The organism is Paraperibacillus esterisolvens (assembly GCF_046237625.1).
GTDB lineage: Bacteria > Bacillota > Bacilli > Bacillales > DSM-1321 > Paraperibacillus > Paraperibacillus esterisolvens.
This window is the reverse complement of sequence record NZ_CP143545.1, coordinates 140,310-157,554: the sequence shown is the minus strand read 5'-3', so window position 1 is coordinate 157,554 and position 17,245 is coordinate 140,310. Positions and strand designations below refer to the sequence as shown.

Sequence of the window (17,245 nt, the reverse complement as noted above, 5' to 3'; positions counted from 1 at the left end):
TCTAATTTTTTCGCTGTCCTGCTGTCTAACTTGCAGCAACGTTATTTAATATACCAGCATATTTAGACATCGTCAATAACTTTTTTACCGCTGTGAACTCCCTTTTCTTTTCTGTTTTCCAGTTCGTGTATATAACAAGCAATCATTTGGTGAAGCAATACGTTTAAACAAATTAAATAGGATCCGGTATCTTTCTTCAAGCGATCTTTTAACAATATGTTCGACCCGTGAATCGCTCAGATCGAAAAGGATTTCGTCCATCTCCCTTTTAATTAAATATTGCAGCTCGAGAGACTCTTTATGGTTAATTAAAAACCCCAGCACATAAACACCCCTTTGTTTTTTCCTATTTTCCACTGAATTACCTGGTTTTATGTGGAACTTCACTAATAAAGTCATAATTATCAAAGACAAGCATAGGATTGAGACAAGAGCTATGGACGGGGTGATTGGGATGCAGTACTTTTACACGGCAAGCGCCAGGAGAATTAAACAGTATACTTTAATCCTTATCGTTGCTTTTTTTACAGCTGTTTTCATTTATATTGAATCTGAATTTGATTTTACCGTCTTCTCCACCGAGAGCGGTCCAAAAGCCATCTATAAAGGTGAAAAGGACGTTGCTCTAACCTTCAATATAGGCTGGGGTGATGTGGAGGCTGCTCCTATTCTTGATATTCTGAAGAACGAAAAAGTCACTGCAGCTACCTTCTTTCTCTCAGGATCCTGGGCTGAGCGGCATCCTGAACTTGTTGAAAGGATTCAGAAACAAGGCTATGAAATCGGAATCCTTGGCTACAGCTATAAAGATTATACGAATATGGAGGAAACGGAAATTGCCAGGGATATTTCTAAAGCTCAGGAGGCGTTTCGGAAGCTCAATGTAAAAGACATAGAGTTGCTGAGGGCGCCGACCGGTCATTTTGATAAAAGACTGTTAAAAGTGGCGGAACGATATGGTTATACAGTTGTACATTGGAGCATCGACTCTAAAGATTGGACTAATCCCGGAGTGAGCAGGATAGCTGAAAATGTCAAGGATGTACAAAAGGGGGATATAGTGCTGCTTCATGCATCTGATTCTGCCAAGCAGACTGCCCGAGCCCTTCCCTCCATCATTGATACCGTCCAATCAGAAAATCTGAAGATGGTTAGCGTTTCTGAAATGATTGCGAATTCAAGTGCAAAGAGTGAGGAGGTTAAATAAAACCATTTGAATGATTTTATTCCTGCCTCCTGCGTCGGGTACACCGGTTAATATCTTTTCCCGCCAGTTGTCCTTCATATATTCGATGAAGGACTTCTTAGTGTCTTTCCGGCTATTTCGCATCATGGATGAGGTTAACCTCCAGATTATGAGGTAGGAGATAAAGTATTTCTCTTATTAAGCCATCCTTTTAAGACCCGAGCGCAGTCATATTTAACCGAACAATCCTCTTAGGACCCATTTATGCTCTGAATGCAGGCAAAATGGTTTTAATCTTTCCTTTAGAACCAAAATAAACTCCGAACGCAGACAAAATGGTTCTAATCTTTCCTTTAGAACCAAAATAAGCTCCGAACGCAGGCAAAATGGTTCTAATCTTTCCTTTAGAACCAAAATAAGCTCCGAACGCAGGCAAAATGGTTCTAATCTTTCCTTTAGAACCAAAATAAGTTCTGAACGGAGCCAATATGGTTCTAATCTTTCCTTTAGAACCAAAATAAACTCCGAACGCAGACAAAATGGTTTTAATCTTTCCTTTAGAACCAAAATAAGCTCCGAACACAGCCCAATTGGTTTAATCATTCTATTAGAGACAATTTGGGTTCCGCCCCCAGCTAAAAAGATCTTCATTCATTCGTCACAAGGAAAATATGGAAGTGCTGTCCGCCCTTTTCCTATATAAAAATAAACTCAGCGCGGCCCCCACTCCAATAAAAAAAGAATCAACCCCCAAGGGTTAATTCTTCTTCATTTCTAATTCGCGCTGTGACTTGGTGTTTAATGATCCGAGGATCAGCAGCTGGTACGCGTTGCATATCAATAGTGGAATCAGCATGAATAACATCCATTCCTTATCATTGACCCGGAGCACCGGGACCCATTCGATGACAGTAACGACTGTCATGAAAAAGACGGAAGGAATGAACGCCTTCATGTTCGTGAGTTTCACTTTATACCAGGCTGTCAAAAGAGCGGATGCCAGCAAAAAGAGTGCATAGAAAGCGTATACGCCTCTATCGCTTTCACTGCCAAACCATGCCGGGCCAAAATACACCAGGTCAAAAAGCAGGAAAGCGGTCAGTACTGCCTGGACTCCGCTCCAGGCGGAGCCGAAGATCCCCATGCCGAACCGGTGGACAGTCAGGTATGCAAAAAAGCCCATCTGGCTGATGACGCTAAAGAGCAGGCCGAGGCCGATCAGGACGAGCAGGGTCATCAGAACTTCTGTATAGTTGCCGCTGCTAAGAAGCGGTGAAAGCTCATTCCATCGGGCAGCAAGTCCGGCGATCCCAGCCGAAATTCCCCCAAGCAGCAAAGTTGTCAATAATAGTCTAACGAGGTTACGGCTATTCAATTTATTTGTTCCCCCAAAAATTTGTGTCTTCTCTCTTCCATGATTGTACCAACCGGAGCTAGAAAAATCTAGGACCTATTGGGAGGAGGAATATTTTTTATCGAAAGATCAATATTAAAGATATGATAACTAGAAAGGGGTTTCCTTATGAAATATGGGACCTTGCTTCTTCTGATATCTCTCGTTCTAACCATGGCCGGCTGCAGTCAAAAGCAGGCCGAAGCCGGGGAGAAAGTGGATTATGAGGAAACAAAGAAAATGGTCGTTGACATAATAAAATCTGAAGATGGCAAGAAGGCCTTTCAGGAAGTCCTTGGTGACCCAAAGATGCGGGAGCAGTTTGTACTGAATGATCAAATAGTCTCTGACACAATTGAAAAAAATCTTACTTCCGAAAAAAGCAAAGCCTTCTGGGAGAAAAACATGAAGGATCCGAAGTTTGCTGCTGCCTATGCGAAGGGCTTGAAGGATGAGCATAAAAAATTGCTGAAGGACTTAATGAAAGATCCAGCCTACCGCCAGCAGGTGCTTGGCCTCCTTCAGGATCCGCAGCTGCAGGCCGAGTATGCCAGGGTGCTCCAGAGCCAGAAAAATCGGGCGGAGATCAAGAAAATCATGCTTGAAACAATGGAAAGTCCGCTCTTTAAAGTTAAAATGCAGGAAGTACTTGTGAAGGCTGCAGAGGAAATGCCCGCTTCGAAGACCAAGGGCGGCTCCAAGTAAAAAACAGGCTGTCCTCAGTATAGGGACAGCCTGTTCTTATTATCCAAGAATCTCTGTTACTCTCCTGGAGATCGCAGAGTAGATTTGACCTGTCGGATGGTCTTCAGCATAAATGGAAGGAGCAAAGTCCTCGTCATTCCAGTCGGGCTGCTGAAGCGGAATCTGCCCAAGAACTTCTGTATTCAGTTCATCAGCAAGCTTCTCTCCTCCGCCTTTCCCAAATACATATTCCTTTTCACCGCTTACCTTACTTTGGAAATAAGCCATATTTTCAATGACCCCGATCACTTCATGCTCTGTCCGGATGGCCATGGCCCCTGCACGAGCAGCTACAAACGCGGCTGTCGGGTGAGGCGTGGTTACGATGATTTCCTTGCAGGATGGCAGCATCGAATGGACATCCAGGGCAACGTCCCCGGTTCCTGGAGGCAGGTCGAGAAGAAGGTAATCCAGCTCGCCCCATTCCACTTCAGAGAAAAAGCTGTTCAGCATCTTCCCAAGCATCGGTCCCCTCCAGATGATTGGCGCGTTATCTTCAACGAAGAAGCCCATGGATACTACCTTGACGCCCTTCCTCTCGACCGGGATGATCCGGTTGCCGCGGACAACCGGACGCCTAGTGATCCCCATCATATCAGGAACACTGAAGCCGTAAATATCCGCATCAATCAGGCCGACCCGTTTCCCGAGGCGGGCAAGCGATACCGCGAGATTGACGGATACCGTAGACTTGCCGACGCCGCCCTTGCCGCTTGCGATCGCAATGAACTTCGTAGCGGACTGCGGGGAAAGGAGACCCGGATTTTCATCCGGCATGGCGGTCCTATGCTTGGCAAGCTCCTCTTCGGGCATTTCTCCAAAGCGAATGCCGACTGAATCCGCACCGGCTTTTTTCAGCAGATCGACGACCGCAGTCTGCAGCTTCATCTGTTCTGCTGTCCCGGTCTTGGCAAGCAAAACTTTAACACTAACATGATTTTTTTCCGGTTTGACTTTGATTTCCTGAATGCTGTTTAATTCCAAGAGCGTTTTATTTAGAAAGGGATCTTTCAGATCGCCTAGAACGTCTCTGACTTGTTGTTCTGTTACCAAATTTCGCACCGCCTTTGTGAATTCGCTTCCAGTATCAGTATAACACAAAGAAATCCATTCACTAAAACAGTTGCCTAGGACTGTCAATCAGCCTCATCTTCGGTAAAAAAGCGGGAAATACCTTTATAAATAGAAGCAGCTACCTTTTCCTGATAAATGTCGCTCTGGAGATTGGCCCGCTCTACAGGATTTGACAGGAAACCGACCTCCACAAGTGCACCCGGCTTTTTCACCTTCTTCATAAGATAGACCGTTCCGATGGGCTTCGCTTCCCGCGACGTATTCTCCAGGTTCCGCTTCAGCTCCTCCTGTATCAGCTTGGCGGCCCGTTCATTGTCTTCATACCGGAGTGTATAAAAGGTCTGGGCTCCGCTCCATTTGGAGGATGGAAAAGCATTGAGATGCAGGCTGATATACAGGTCGGCCTCCGATTCATTGATCAGCTGCACCCGGTTCCTTAAGTCCTCTCTCTTGCGGTTACGTAATCCTTTCGTCTCCTTGGCCGCAAGATCCCGGTCTGTTTCGCGGGTCATGATGACAAGGGCTCCCTGCTCCTGCAGGTAATCCCTGATTTTCTTTGACACATTCAAGGCAATTTCCTTTTCAAGGACCGGCCCTTTATTTGCACCGGCATCCACACCTCCATGGCCCGGGTCGATGATGATGATTTTCCCTGAAAGCGGGAGATTCCATGGATTCCAGGAGTCTTTATCAATCACCTGGAAAGTTATGATCAAAAATAATACAGTGATCCCTATGGCAATACCGCTGTACTTCCACTTTCTTTTCATAAAAAAACCTCCCGAGTCCTCATATATCAAAAATATGGGACAAGGAAGGCATTTAGAACTCACCGTTCAATGCAAACGCATTTTGTACATCTTCTGGCCTTTCATGAAGCCATCCCTCCACCATGAATCTACATACTGCTCACATTCATAGTACAGGGACTCGCTGACATGGTCATCTCCTTCAGCTTTGCCCCAGTACAGGACAAAGTTGAATAGAGTATCAATGAGATGCTTCTCCTCCGGCTCACACCTCTGTCTGACCGAATCCACACTCTCACCGTGATATCCAAATTTACTGAAATGCGCGCCAAGAAGGTAAGCCTCGATACCCACATCATAGCAGCCTTCCTCCAGCACCTCAGAAAAAGAAAGATTGAATAGCCTGTTATGGCCAAATTGCTGCCTGACCCTTTTCTTCAGCTGATCAATGGACAGCTCCCGCAGCACTTTTCTCTCGTATTTGACCTGCTTCTCCCTCTGCTTCTCCTTAAATGTTGTAATTACATTCATGATAGCACCTCATTGTCGCAGCTGAAAATTCACTATCATGCTGCTCCTGAAATATGAATCGCAGATGATAATGCTTTTAGTTTCTGCCGGCGAGGGGAGTACATTCTTCTAATGTCGAAAATGAGGCATGGGAATTATTTGCGTGAAAGCTTCCCTTCATGCTGGGGATACTAGAAAAAGCCCAGGGCTGGCCGACTCATAGCTTGGTCCGCGCCTTCAGCTTCTTAAGGGCCCATACCAGGAATAAAGCCGCAGCCAGGCTGGATATCACTTTCCCCTCCCACGTCCAGTGGATGAGCTGATATACGGAATATGCCTCGATCAGAATGGCCGGAACCTTCCCAAGCGAGCTGGCAGCCGCGAAGATTCCCCATGATGTTTTCCCGATTGCCGCCATGAAGGTGACAATGCCTGACGGAACAAAAGGCAAAAGCCGAAGAGCCAGGATGAGCAGAAATGTCTCACTGCCCCGAGCCGACAGGAGCCGCTTCACTCTGGGATGTGAAAATCCTTTCAGGTCTGCAAGCCTCCGAAACCCTTTCCGGTAAAGAAAGAAGGAAATCACCGCACCTGCTGCTTCCCCAGCGAATGATACCGCCGTGCCTTCCCAAAAACCGAATACCGCTAAGTTGGCCGCCGTCAAAAACACACTTGGCACAACTCCGAGGATGCTGATCATTATATTGATTCCGATGCTGAGCAGCAGCGCAATGTCCCGGTATTCGGTCAGCGTGTCAATTACGAATTCCTGCATGTTTCTTTTGCTCCTTCCCGTTCTTCCTGCTGTCCTTTTGTCTCTCGCTTGTATGCCTGCTCACTATCTCTTAGCTGAATTCATTATCCGGACATAAAAAAAGCCCCAAGCGGACAGCTTGGGAGCCTTGTAAAAGCGAAAATTAACGCTTTGAGAACTGAGGTGCACGACGAGCGCCTTTAAGACCGTATTTTTTACGTTCTTTCATACGTGCGTCACGAGTAAGAAGTCCAGCAGATTTAAGGGATCCGCGGAATTCTGGATCAGCTTGCAGCAATGCACGGGAGATACCGTGACGGATTGCTCCGGCTTGGCCAGTGTAGCCGCCGCCTTTAACTGATACAAGAACGTTGTAGCTTCCTACAGTTTCAGTATTGTTAAGAGGCTGCTTAACAACCTCGCGTAGAGCTTCGAATGGAATGTAATCATTGATATCACGGCCGTTGATTACGATGCTTCCGTCGCCTGGTACTAAACGTACACGTGCAACGGAGCTCTTACGACGACCAGTGCCATAATATTGTACCTGTGCCATTATAATATCCTCCTTAAATTATCCGCGTAGTTCGTACACTTCAGGCTGTTGAGCTTGGTGTGGATGCTCGCTGCCAGCGTATACGTGTAATTTTTTGAAAATTTGACGGCCAAGAGAGTTTTTCGGAAGCATGCCTTTAACAGCAAGCTCGATCATTTTCTCAGCGTAGTTTGTACGCATTTCAAGGGCAGTCCTTTGCTTAAGTCCGCCTGGGTGCATGCTGTGACGGTAGTAGATTTTGTCAGTAAGCTTTTTGCCTGTTAGTCCTACTTTAGAAGCGTTGACGATGATTACATGATCACCAGTGTCAACGTTTGGTGTAAATACTGGTTTGTTTTTTCCACGCAAGATAGCTGCTACTTCACTTGCAAGACGTCCTAAAGTTTTACCTTCAGCGTCGATAACGAACCATTTACGTTCAATTTCATTTGCTTTTGCCATAAATGTCGTGCGCATGGTTATCCTCCTATTGTTTCGTTGGTTATATTTATTTCAATCACGTAAGTCTTCCGGGGCTTAACGTGGGGTTTAAATATCATACCTATGATATGATATAATTTTTCAAACCCAATGTCAAGAAAATGTTACACCAGGATTAGTTGTCATAGCAGGTGCTTATCCCTTGCAATATCTGGGTTTGGCTCCCACCTGCAATCTCTGGAAAAAATTATTGATAAAAAACTTCCCACAAATATAATCCATGACCAGGCGCCGTCTTGCCTGCACAGCTCCTGTCCCGTTTTTCCAGTATGCCCACAAGCTCGGCAGGGGCTCTCTTGCCCCTGCCCACTTCAAGGATTGTCCCTGTCAATATCCGCACCATATTATAAAGGAAGCCGCTTCCCACATAGCGGAAAATGAGTTCGCCGTCCTTCTCATCTATACCTGCATACGTAATGGTCCTCACCTTGTCTTCCACTTCTGTCTTGGCTGAGCAGAAACTGGTGAAGTCATGGGTGCCTGTTATATAGAGGCAGGCTTCCCTCATGGCTTCAAGGTCAAAGAGGGCGAGCGGCTGATAGGCGTAATGGCGCCTGAATGGATCTTTGACATGCCCAAGGGAAACAACATACCGGTATTCTTTGCCTGCCGCATCAAACCGAGCATGGAAGCCTGGTGCTGCCTCCTCTACCTTAAGAACCGAGATGTCTCCAGGCAGATTGGAATTCAGCGCCTTCAGCCAGTTTTTCGGCGGCATGGAGAGCGGCGAGTCGAAGTGGATCACCTGTCCCCTTGCATGGACACCTGCATCCGTCCTGCCAGAGGCCGATATTTTGATAGATTGTCCTTTATGGAGTTTTTGAAGCACCCTCTCCATTTCACTCTGGACCGTCCTTTTATCAGGCTGCACCTGATAGCCTGCGAACAGGGTACCGTCATAGGCAACTGTACATTTATATCTCTGCATATCCATACTCCATCAGCTTCTTAGTAACGCCAGGGCTGCCGTCAGTACGGCAAGGACAGCAAGAAGGAGGGTATCTTTTAGCTGCCAGCTCAGCTGGCGGTACTTCGTCCTTCCCTCTCCGCCGCGGTATCCCCTGGATTCCATGGCAATTGCCAGCTCCTCGGCCCTTTTAAACGAGCTGACAAATAAGGGAATCAGCAGCGGCACGATGGCTTTGATTCTGCTGCTGACAGGCCCGCTCGTGAATTCTGTTCCCCTGGCAGCCTGCGCCTTCATGATCTTATCTGTTTCCTCCATGAGCGTCGGGATGAAACGCAGGGAGATGGACAGCATCAGGGCCAGCTCATGGACCGGCATCTTCCACTTTTTCAGTGGATTAAAGAGCGTTTCCAGACCATCTGTGATCGAAATAGGCGTGGTTGTGAGCGTCAATATGGAGGTGATCAATATCAAGAAGGCAAATCGCAGTGAAATGAAGATCCCCTGCCTCAGGCCGTTCTCATAGATTTCAATGAAGCTCCATTTAAATAACAGCTCCCCTTCCCTGGTAAAAAACAAATGGAGGAAGAATGTGAAAACAATCAGATACAAAACCGGCCTGAGTCCTGTGATCAGGAACTTGGCAGGTATGCCTGATGCCTTCACGGCTGAAATGGTGAATATGGCGAGCAGCACATACGTCAGAATATTATTTGCCAGGAATACAATACACACAAACAAAAAGACGGCAATCAGCTTTGAGCGCGGATCCATGCGGTGCATGATTGATTCTGCGGGTATATAACGTCCGAAAATCATTTTATCCATCATGAGCCTTCACCCCTCATAACTAACAGCTCAATTTGTTCGGCGAGTTCCTCGACAGACAGGCAGATCTTTCCCAGCTTCCTTCCGCACTGTTTTTCGACAGCCAGCTGAAGGCGTACGGTGCTCGGTACATCAAGCCCGAGCTCAACGAGGCCTTCACTGCTCGAAAAGATCTCCCGCGGCGTGCCGGTCCCCTGTACAGTCCCCTGATGCATGATGATGATCTCATCCGCATACCTAGCCGCATCCTCCATACTGTGTGTCACCAGAATCGTAGATATATTCTCTTCCTTGTGAATTTTATAGAAAAGGTCCATAATCTCCTGGCGTCCCCTCGGATCAAGACCTGCTGTCGGCTCATCAAGCACAAGCACCTCAGGCTTCATGGCAAGGATGCCGGCAATGGCCACTCTTCTCATCTGGCCGCCTGAAAGGTCAAATGGAGACTTTTCCAGGATTTCATCGGGAAGCCCTGTCATGCGCGCTGCCTCCCTGGCAAGGCGGATGGCTTCTTCCTCCGGAGTCCCGAAATTGATGGGTCCAAAGCAGATATCCTTAAGAACCGTTTCCTCGAAAAGCTGATGCTCCGGAAATTGAAAAACGATTCCCACCTTTTTACGTAAGGCACGCAGGTTTTTTTCCTTCTTATCTGGAGTGATCGAGTATTCTCCGAGCCCTACAGAACCGCCTGTTGGCTTTAACAAGCCATTCAGATGCTGCAGCAGGGTGGATTTGCCTGACCCGGTATGGCCGATTACGGCCACATACTGCCCTTCTTCTATATGAATGTTCACATCATGCAGGGCAAGCCTTTCAAAAGGCGTCCCCTTCTGATATCGATGCTCTACTTGTTTGAGATTAATCTGCATAAATCGTTCACCAGCTTCTCTTCTGTAAGATGCGTTCCTTCGAGCGGGATTCCCCGCTTGCCGAGGAGCGAACTCAGCTTCACGGAAAAGGGGATATCAAGCCCCAGGGCTATAAGCTCCTCCTCCAGCTGAAAGATTTCTTCAGGGGTTCCTTCCCTGTAAATCGAACCCTGATTCATCACGATGATCCGGTCAGCCCTGGCTGCCTCTTCAAGGTCATGGGTGATGGACAGGACCGTTACGCCACGTTCACTCATCAGCTCCCTGACCGTATCAAGCACTTCCTGCCTGCCTTTTGGATCAAGCATGGAAGTAGACTCGTCCAGGATAATAATGCTCGGCCTCAAAGCAAGCACCCCGGCAATGGCCACACGCTGCTTCTGGCCGCCTGACAGATGGTGCGGCTCTTGATTGAGAAAAGCGTCCATCTTGACTCTATTCAGGGCATCGTGGACACGGGCAACCATTTCATCTCTCGGGATCCCGGCGTTTTCTAAACCAAAAGCCACATCATCCTGAACCGTCGTTCCTACAAACTGGTTATCAGGATTTTGAAACACCATGCCGATTTCCTTGCGCACATCCCAGATTGTTTCTTCACTTAATTGCTTCCCCTGTACGGAAATGCTCCCGCCCCCGGGAAAAAGAAGTCCATTCAAAAGCTTGGCAAGTGTTGATTTGCCAGAGCCATTATGTCCGACTATCGCGAGCCATTCTCCCCTTTTTATCTCAAAGGATACAGAATCAACCGCATTTTTTTCCTGTTCGTCATATCTGAACGTTATGTTTTCTATCTGTACCAGGGCATCACTCATTCTCTCTCTCCTCTCTCCTCTCGTCTCATCCGACTGCTATGCTCTTATAGCCCGTCCCTAAAAAAGTATATAAAAAAACGCTGCACCCCTTCCACAGGAAAAGCATAGCTTTTACCCGGCAGATTAAGAACAGCTTAAAGAATCCTATTTAGCAATAAGACCGCATACACTTTCAGGTCCCTGAAAGCTGGAGGGGTGCCAGAGCTAGACGGGCCAAGCCAAGACTATGGCATAGGTCATCGTAACACTCTATTAGCGTATTGCAATTACATAAATCCAAAAAACAGGAGCATATTAAGAAAAAAGGGCGAAGGACACGTTAGTTTGGAACTGTCCCGCCCTTTTATAAAATGCTATTAAACTAACTCGATAATTACCATTGGTGCACCATCACCGCGGCGTGGTCCAACCTTCATGATACGAGTGTATCCACCTTGGCGCTCTTCATAACGTGGAGCGATGTCAGCGAATAATTTCTGAAGGGCATCTTGGCCTGTTTCAGCGTTAGCCACTTCGTTACGGATGAATGCTGCAGCTTGACGGCGTGCATGCAAGTCCCCGCGCTTACCTAAAGTGATCATTTTTTCAACAACAGAACGTAGTTCTTTAGCTTTAGCTTCTGTTGTTTCAATACGCTCACTTACGATTAGGTCAGTCGCTAAATCACGAAGTAGAGCTTTACGTTGAGAGCTAGTGCGTCCTAACTTTCTGTAACCCATTGTAGTATTCCCTCCTTTATTGAAGTTATCATCTATTTAAACCTGGTCAAAGAAAGGCCGGATTGTGAAATCAGTCGTCTTTTCTAAGCCCTAAGCCTAGTTCCTCTAATTTCGCTTTCACTTCTTCAAGTGATTTGCGTCCTAGATTGCGCACTTTCATCATATCTTCTTCCGTCTTATGAGCAAGCTCTTGAACGGTATTGATTCCAGCACGTTTTAAACAGTTGTAAGAACGAACAGAAAGATCCAGTTCCTCGATAGTCATCTCAAGAACTTTTTCCTTTTGATCTTCTTCCTTTTCCACCATGATTTCAGCATTTTGAGCTTCGTCAGTCAGACCGACAAAGATGTTCAAATGCTCTGTTAAAATCTTGGCTCCAAGTGCTATCGCCTCTTTAGGACCGTTGCTTCCATCAGTCCAGACATCAAACGTTAGCTTATCGAAGTTTGTCATTTGTCCAACACGTGTATTTTCTATCTGGTAGGACACACGTGATACCGGAGTGTAGATTGAGTCGATCGGAATAACGCCGATTGGCTGATCTTCTCTTTTGTTCTGGACAGCAGGTGTATAGCCGCGTCCTCTTTTGGCTGTAAGCCTCATACGGAGATGCCCGTTCTTGCCAATAGTGGCAATATGCAGATCCGGATTTAAGATTTCCACGTCGCTATCATGTGTAATGTCTGCTGCCGTCACAGGACCTTCTGCCGGCACATCAATTTCAAGCGTTTTTTCTTCATCTGAATAGATCTTTAAAGCCAGCTTCTTCACATTAAGAATGATGGAAGTAACATCTTCCACTACGCCTTCAATTGTTGAGAACTCATGCAGTACTCCATCTATCTGAATAGATGTTACAGCGGCACCTGGGAGTGAGGATAATAGAATACGACGTAAGGAGTTACCCAGTGTTGTACCATACCCACGCTCAAGTGGCTCGACGACGAACTTACCGTACTTGGCGTCATCGTTGATTTCAACCGTTTCGATTTTTGGTTTTTCTATTTCGATCATTTAAATAAACCCTCCTTCAAAACGTCGAAACCCCGGCTAGAGTGTAAGCTAACCGAAATTCCCCAGTTAACATTCCCGATTGTGCGCGAACAACTGAATTAATCTTCTGTATTGAACGCATTATACCTATCATATCCCAGTATAGACAAGGATACAATTTCTATACAGAAAAATTAAACACGGCGACGTTTTGGTGGACGGCATCCGTTATGCGGAACTGGAGTAACGTCCTTGATGGCTGTAACTTCTAGACCAGCAGCTTGAAGTGCACGAATTGCAGCTTCACGGCCTGCTCCAGGTCCTTTAACAGTTACTTCAAGAGTTTTAAGACCATGTTCCATAGAAGTTTTAGCCGCAGTTTCAGCTGCCATCTGAGCCGCGAAAGGAGTGGATTTACGGGATCCCTTAAATCCTAATGCACCTGCGCTTGACCATGAAATGGCGTTGCCTTGGCTGTCAGTGATAGTTACGATTGTATTGTTAAAAGTTGAACGAATATGTGCAATACCAGTTTCGATATTCTTTTTTACACGACGTTTACGCGTATTCGTTTTACGTGCCATGAATGTACCCTCCTTTACTTAATTATTTCTTCTTGTTAGCTACAGTACGTTTAGGACCTTTACGTGTACGAGCATTGTTTTTAGTGTTTTGTCCGCGAACAGGCAAGCCGCGACGGTGACGGATACCACGGTAGCTTCCGATTTCCATCAAACGTTTGATGTTCAATGAAATCTCACGGCGAAGGTCACCTTCTACCTTTAAGCTGTCGATGATATCACGGATTTTGTTTAGCTCATCCTCAGTTAGATCGCGTACGCGAGTATCTTCAGAAACTCCTGCATCAGCAAGGATTTTTTGAGCAGTTGGTTTTCCAATACCGAAAATATATGTTAATGAAATGACAATACGTTTGTCACGTGGAACGTCTACACCAGAAATACGTGCCATGTATGTGCACCTCCTTCAAATTAGCCTTGTTTTTGTTTATGCTTAGGGTTTTCGCAAATAACCATGACTTTACCTTTTCTGCGGATAACTTTACACTTTTCGCAGATCGGCTTTACAGATGGTCTGACTTTCATTGATTTAACCTCCTTATATAGATCGGAGAGAACCAGATTATTTGAATCGGTAAGTGATTCTGCCGCGAGTTAAATCATACGGTGAAAGCTCAACTGTTACTTTATCACCTGGCAAAATGCGAATAAAGTGCATACGAATTTTACCGGAAACATGAGCTAAAACAGTATGACCATTTTCTAATTCTACCTTAAACATAGCGTTTGGCAAAGTTTCTGTTACTTTACCCTCAATTTCAATTACATCGTCTTTCGCCATTATAAATCTTCTCCCTTCTTTCACCTACAGCCTGAATTTATATGAACAATTGCAGCATGGAAAGTCCGGTGCCAGCGTGTCTCATCTGCTCTTAAAGCTTGGTTAAGATCTCATAGCCTGTTTCTGTGATGGCGATGGTGTGTTCAAAGTGAGCACACATGCTTTTATCAACTGTCACGACAGTCCACTCGTCGGCGAGCGTTTTGACGTAACGGCTTCCGGCATTCACCATTGGTTCGATACAGATTACCATACCAGGCTTTAAGCGAGGACCTTTGTTTGGCGGACCATAATGAGGGATTTGCGGGTCCTCATGTAAGTCTTGACCGATTCCATGTCCAACATACTCTCGTACAATGGAGAATTGATTCTCTTCAACATAGGTCTGAATAGCATGGGAGATGTTTGAAAGGCGCACGCCTGGCATTGCTTCTTTCAATCCTCTATATAATGACTCTTCGGTAACATCCAAGAGTCGCTGCGTTTCTTCATCAATATTGCCAACTGGATATGTCCAGGCAGAATCTCCATGATAGCCGTTATATTCAGCACCGATATCAATGCTGATTATATCGCCTTCCACAAGGATCCGGTCCCCCGGTATACCATGAACCAGTTCATCATTCACAGAAGCACAAATACTTCCGCGAAAACCATTATAACCTTTAAATGAAGGAATTGCATCATGTTTGCGTATGAACTTCTCAGCAATTTGATCCAGCTCTTTCGTAGTTATTCCTGGTTGAATAAATTTCTTTAATTCTTGATGAGTCAAGGCAACGATGCGTCCTGCTTCTCGCATTATTTCCAGTTCGCGAGGGGTTTTACAGATGATCATTATTGCAAGCCCCCAAGCAGTACTTGAATGTCTGCAAAGACTTCGTCAATATCCTGCTGCCCGTTAATGTTTCGAAGGTATCCTTTGTTTTCATAGAAGTCCAGAAGCGGCTGTGTCTGCTTAAGGTTGACTTCCAGTCTAGTCTGAACAGTTTCTTGATTATCGTCAGCCCGCTGATACAGCTCTCCGCCGCAGCGGTCGCATACTCCCTCGGTTGCAGGGGGATTAAATACGAGATGGTAAGTAGCTCCACAAGCCTTGCAGATGCGCCGGCCTGTCAAGCGATCCATCAGTATGCTTTTATCCACGTCGATATTGATAACATAATGAAGCTGGCGGTCAAGTTCAGCAAGTATGCCTTCAAGCGCTTCAGCCTGTGCCACTGTACGCGGAAAGCCGTCGAGCAGGAAGCCTTTCTTGCAGTCACTTTCACTTAATCTTTCACGGACAATCCCGATGGTCACTTCATCTGGAACTAGTTCTCCTTTGTCCATGTACGATTTTGCCTTTAAACCAAGTTCCGTCTGGCCTTTGATGGCCGCGCGAAACATATCTCCTGTAGAGATATGAGGGATATCGTATTTTTCTACGATTCTTTCGGCTTGAGTACCTTTACCGGCGCCCGGAAGCCCCATTAATACTAGGTTCAACTTAGGTTCCCCCCTCAAACTCTATAATAGGTTTATGGGAACGATCGTTCCCAAAACCTTTTATTTGATAAAGCCTTTGTAATGTCGTTTCACTAATTGAGCCTCCAGCTGTTTCATCGTTTCAAGGGCAACCCCTATCACGATCAGCAGGCTGGTTCCTCCAATTTGAGCAGACTGCGGAAGGTTTGCAATCGAAATGAAAACAACCGGCAGTATTGCTATCAGCGCCAAGAATATTGAACCAACAAACGTTAACCGGCTCAGTACTCTTGATAAGTAGTCTTGAGTGTTTTTGCCAGGACGTATGCCTGGTACATATCCGCCTTGCTTTTTCAGATTGTCAGCCACCTGTTCAGGATTAACCTGGATGAAAGCATAGAAATAAGCGAAGGCAATGATAAGTGCTACATAGACCGCAGCTCCAATTGGATGAGTATACGTAAACTTGTTTTGAATCCAAGAAGTAACATCATTGGTTCCAAAGAACGAAGCAATCGTAGGCGGGGTAATTAGGAATGATACTGCAAAGATTACAGGTATAACCCCTGCGGAATTCACCTTAAGAGGTAAATGCGTTGATTGTCCGCCTACTGGATTACGGCCAGCAACACGCTTGGCGTATTGGATCGGGATTTTGCGCAATGCCTGCTGGATGAAGATGACTCCAACGATAATGGCAATGACCGCAATAAGGATCAGAATGATTGTGACGATACGCAGGAATAACTGATCTCCAGCATTCTCAATCTGCTGGGCATAAATTTGATTGGCTGTATTAGGAATCCCTGCAGCAATACCAGCGAAGATAATAATGGAAATTCCATTACCCACTCCCTTGGAGGTAATAAGCTCTCCTAACCACAAAAGGAAAGCAGTACCAGCTGTAAGGACGGTAGCAATCAAAAGATATGTCCCGATACCAGGGTTCTCGATCAATAAACCGTTTGACATGTTATTGAATCCGTATGACATCCCAATCGCCTGGATGAATCCAAGAACGATGGTTCCATAGCGGGTAAACTGAGCTAATTTACGTCTGCCAGCCTCTCCTTGTTTGGACCATTCGGTAAACTTCGGAATGACGTCCATCTGCAGCAGCTGGATAATGATAGATGCTGTGATGTAAGGCATGATGCCCATCGCAAGGATGGAAAATTGCTGCAGTGCACCGCCGCCGAATGTGTTTAAGATCCCAAAGACATTCATCTGATCCTGGGCCTTAAGTACATCTGCGTTTACGTTTGGAACTGGAATGTACGCACCAATTCTAAAAACAATCAACATTAAAAGGGTGAATAGGATTTTTTTTCTTATATCACCCACGCGCATAAAATTGGAGAATGTGCGAAACATTAAATCACCTCAGTTTTACCGCCGGCAGCTTCGATAGCTTCTTTAGCAGCAGAGGAGAATTTATGAGCTTTTACAGTAAGCTTTTTCTCTACATTACCTTTTGCAAGAATCTTAATTCCAGATCTTTCTTTACTTACAACGCCTGTTTCGATAAGAAGTTCTGGAGTAACTTCTGTACCGTCTTCAAAGCGGTTTAAAGTTTCAAGGTTAACGACTGCGTATTCCTTACGGTTTACGTTAGTGAATCCACGTTTAGGCAAACGACGGAAAAGTGGAGTTTGACCACCTTCGAAGCCTAGACGTACACCACCGCCTGAACGGGCGTTTTGACCTTTGTGACCTTTACCGGCTGTTTTACCGTTACCAGAACCGATACCGCGTCCTACACGGTTACGTTCCTTACGGGAACCTTCTGCAGGTTTTAACTCATGAAGTTTCATGTTGGCACCTCCTTGTTAAGTGAG

Annotated in this window: 24 protein-coding genes; 2 read left to right on the top strand and 22 right to left on the bottom strand. The window is 45.8% G+C overall.

Translation table 11 applies throughout. The features are described from left to right. Positions 1 to 84: 84 nt before the first annotated feature. Positions 85 to 324 (bottom strand): hypothetical protein, encoded by a 240-nt coding sequence (locus V1501_RS00880; RefSeq protein ID WP_409291013.1) that lies wholly within the window; start codon positions 322 to 324, stop codon positions 85 to 87. 130 nt (positions 325 to 454) lie between these two features. Between V1501_RS00880 and pdaB the strand changes: the two genes are divergently transcribed. Continuing rightward, positions 455 to 1,207, top strand: coding sequence for a polysaccharide deacetylase family sporulation protein PdaB (gene pdaB / locus V1501_RS00875; RefSeq protein WP_409293194.1), 753 nt, complete (start codon positions 455 to 457; stop codon positions 1,205 to 1,207). A gap of 736 nt (positions 1,208 to 1,943) precedes the next feature. On the opposite strand, the gene V1501_RS00870 is transcribed toward pdaB, so the two are convergent. Next, the gene (locus tag V1501_RS00870) at positions 1,944 to 2,561 is read right to left on the bottom strand and encodes a KinB-signaling pathway activation protein (RefSeq protein ID WP_409291012.1); all 618 of its coding nucleotides are present in this window, start codon (positions 2,559 to 2,561) and stop codon (positions 1,944 to 1,946) included. Positions 2,562 to 2,708: 147 nt separating this feature from the next. Here V1501_RS00870 and gerD point away from each other — a divergent pair, with 147 nt between their 5' ends. Then, positions 2,709 to 3,284, top strand: coding sequence for a spore germination lipoprotein GerD (gene gerD, locus V1501_RS00865; protein WP_409291011.1), 576 nt, complete (start codon positions 2,709 to 2,711; stop codon positions 3,282 to 3,284). A 39-nt stretch (positions 3,285 to 3,323) separates the two neighbouring features. Here the strand turns inward: gerD and V1501_RS00860 are convergent, their stop codons facing one another. From V1501_RS00860 to rplO, 20 genes are all read right to left on the bottom strand, one after another. After that, on the bottom strand, positions 3,324 to 4,376 hold the full coding sequence (locus tag V1501_RS00860; protein ID WP_409291010.1) for a P-loop NTPase: 1,053 nt from the start codon (positions 4,374 to 4,376) through the stop codon (positions 3,324 to 3,326). An 83-nt stretch (positions 4,377 to 4,459) separates the two neighbouring features. Further along, complete coding sequence (gene cwlD / locus V1501_RS00855) at positions 4,460 to 5,167, bottom strand: N-acetylmuramoyl-L-alanine amidase CwlD (RefSeq protein WP_409291009.1); 708 nt, start codon at positions 5,165 to 5,167, stop codon at positions 4,460 to 4,462. A gap of 66 nt (positions 5,168 to 5,233) precedes the next feature. After that, positions 5,234 to 5,677, bottom strand: coding sequence for a YbaK family protein (locus V1501_RS00850; protein ID WP_409291008.1), 444 nt, complete (start codon positions 5,675 to 5,677; stop codon positions 5,234 to 5,236). 196 nt (positions 5,678 to 5,873) lie between these two features. Beyond that, positions 5,874 to 6,431 carry a TVP38/TMEM64 family protein gene (locus V1501_RS00845; protein ID WP_409291007.1) on the bottom strand — a complete coding sequence of 186 codons (558 nt, stop codon included), beginning with the start codon at positions 6,429 to 6,431 and terminating at the stop codon, positions 5,874 to 5,876. 142 nt (positions 6,432 to 6,573) lie between these two features. After that, entirely contained in the window at positions 6,574 to 6,966 is a 393-nt protein-coding gene (gene rpsI, locus V1501_RS00840) for a 30S ribosomal protein S9 (RefSeq protein WP_409291006.1), read from the bottom strand. Between the two features lie 18 nt (positions 6,967 to 6,984). Continuing rightward, positions 6,985 to 7,422 (bottom strand): 50S ribosomal protein L13, encoded by a 438-nt coding sequence (gene rplM, locus V1501_RS00835; RefSeq protein WP_409291005.1) that lies wholly within the window; start codon positions 7,420 to 7,422, stop codon positions 6,985 to 6,987. A gap of 211 nt (positions 7,423 to 7,633) precedes the next feature. Beyond that, a complete protein-coding gene (gene truA, locus V1501_RS00830) occupies positions 7,634 to 8,374 on the bottom strand; it encodes a tRNA pseudouridine(38-40) synthase TruA (RefSeq protein ID WP_409291004.1) in 741 nt (246 codons plus the stop codon). A 12-nt stretch (positions 8,375 to 8,386) separates the two neighbouring features. Beyond that, positions 8,387 to 9,184, bottom strand: a complete 798-nt coding sequence (locus tag V1501_RS00825) for an energy-coupling factor transporter transmembrane component T family protein (RefSeq protein WP_409291003.1) — start codon at positions 9,182 to 9,184, stop codon at positions 8,387 to 8,389. Continuing rightward, on the bottom strand, positions 9,181 to 10,050 hold the full coding sequence (locus V1501_RS00820; protein WP_409291002.1) for an energy-coupling factor ABC transporter ATP-binding protein: 870 nt from the start codon (positions 10,048 to 10,050) through the stop codon (positions 9,181 to 9,183). Before V1501_RS00820 ends, V1501_RS00825 begins: the two co-directional genes overlap by 4 nt. After that, positions 10,026 to 10,865, bottom strand: a complete 840-nt coding sequence (locus V1501_RS00815) for an energy-coupling factor ABC transporter ATP-binding protein (RefSeq protein ID WP_409291001.1) — start codon at positions 10,863 to 10,865, stop codon at positions 10,026 to 10,028. The genes V1501_RS00820 and V1501_RS00815 overlap by 25 nt, the downstream gene beginning before the upstream one ends. Before the next feature lie 356 nt (positions 10,866 to 11,221). Continuing rightward, entirely contained in the window at positions 11,222 to 11,584 is a 363-nt protein-coding gene (gene rplQ / locus V1501_RS00810; protein WP_409291000.1) for a 50S ribosomal protein L17, read from the bottom strand. 70 nt (positions 11,585 to 11,654) lie between these two features. Next, entirely contained in the window at positions 11,655 to 12,599 is a 945-nt protein-coding gene (locus V1501_RS00805; RefSeq protein ID WP_409290999.1) for a DNA-directed RNA polymerase subunit alpha, read from the bottom strand. Positions 12,600 to 12,772: 173 nt separating this feature from the next. Further along, complete coding sequence (rpsK, locus tag V1501_RS00800) at positions 12,773 to 13,162, bottom strand: 30S ribosomal protein S11 (protein ID WP_026693346.1); 390 nt, start codon at positions 13,160 to 13,162, stop codon at positions 12,773 to 12,775. Between the two features lie 22 nt (positions 13,163 to 13,184). Then, entirely contained in the window at positions 13,185 to 13,550 is a 366-nt protein-coding gene (gene rpsM / locus V1501_RS00795) for a 30S ribosomal protein S13 (RefSeq protein ID WP_409290998.1), read from the bottom strand. Between the two features lie 20 nt (positions 13,551 to 13,570). Continuing rightward, complete coding sequence (rpmJ, locus tag V1501_RS00790; protein ID WP_003156543.1) at positions 13,571 to 13,684, bottom strand: 50S ribosomal protein L36; 114 nt, start codon at positions 13,682 to 13,684, stop codon at positions 13,571 to 13,573. 37 nt (positions 13,685 to 13,721) lie between these two features. Then, positions 13,722 to 13,940, bottom strand: coding sequence for a translation initiation factor IF-1 (gene infA, locus V1501_RS00785; RefSeq protein ID WP_026693344.1), 219 nt, complete (start codon positions 13,938 to 13,940; stop codon positions 13,722 to 13,724). Positions 13,941 to 14,031: 91 nt separating this feature from the next. Then, positions 14,032 to 14,778 carry a type I methionyl aminopeptidase gene (gene map, locus V1501_RS00780; RefSeq protein ID WP_409290997.1) on the bottom strand — a complete coding sequence of 249 codons (747 nt, stop codon included), beginning with the start codon at positions 14,776 to 14,778 and terminating at the stop codon, positions 14,032 to 14,034. Beyond that, positions 14,778 to 15,428 (bottom strand): adenylate kinase, encoded by a 651-nt coding sequence (locus tag V1501_RS00775; protein ID WP_409290996.1) that lies wholly within the window; start codon positions 15,426 to 15,428, stop codon positions 14,778 to 14,780. Before V1501_RS00775 ends, map begins: the two co-directional genes overlap by 1 nt. 60 nt (positions 15,429 to 15,488) lie before the next feature. Beyond that, positions 15,489 to 16,781, bottom strand: a complete 1,293-nt coding sequence (gene secY, locus V1501_RS00770; RefSeq protein ID WP_409290995.1) for a preprotein translocase subunit SecY — start codon at positions 16,779 to 16,781, stop codon at positions 15,489 to 15,491. Continuing rightward, positions 16,781 to 17,221: a 50S ribosomal protein L15 gene (gene rplO / locus V1501_RS00765; protein WP_409290994.1), complete on the bottom strand. Its 441-nt coding sequence runs from the start codon at positions 17,219 to 17,221 to the stop codon at positions 16,781 to 16,783. The genes secY and rplO overlap by 1 nt, the downstream gene beginning before the upstream one ends. Positions 17,222 to 17,245: the final 24 nt, after the last annotated feature.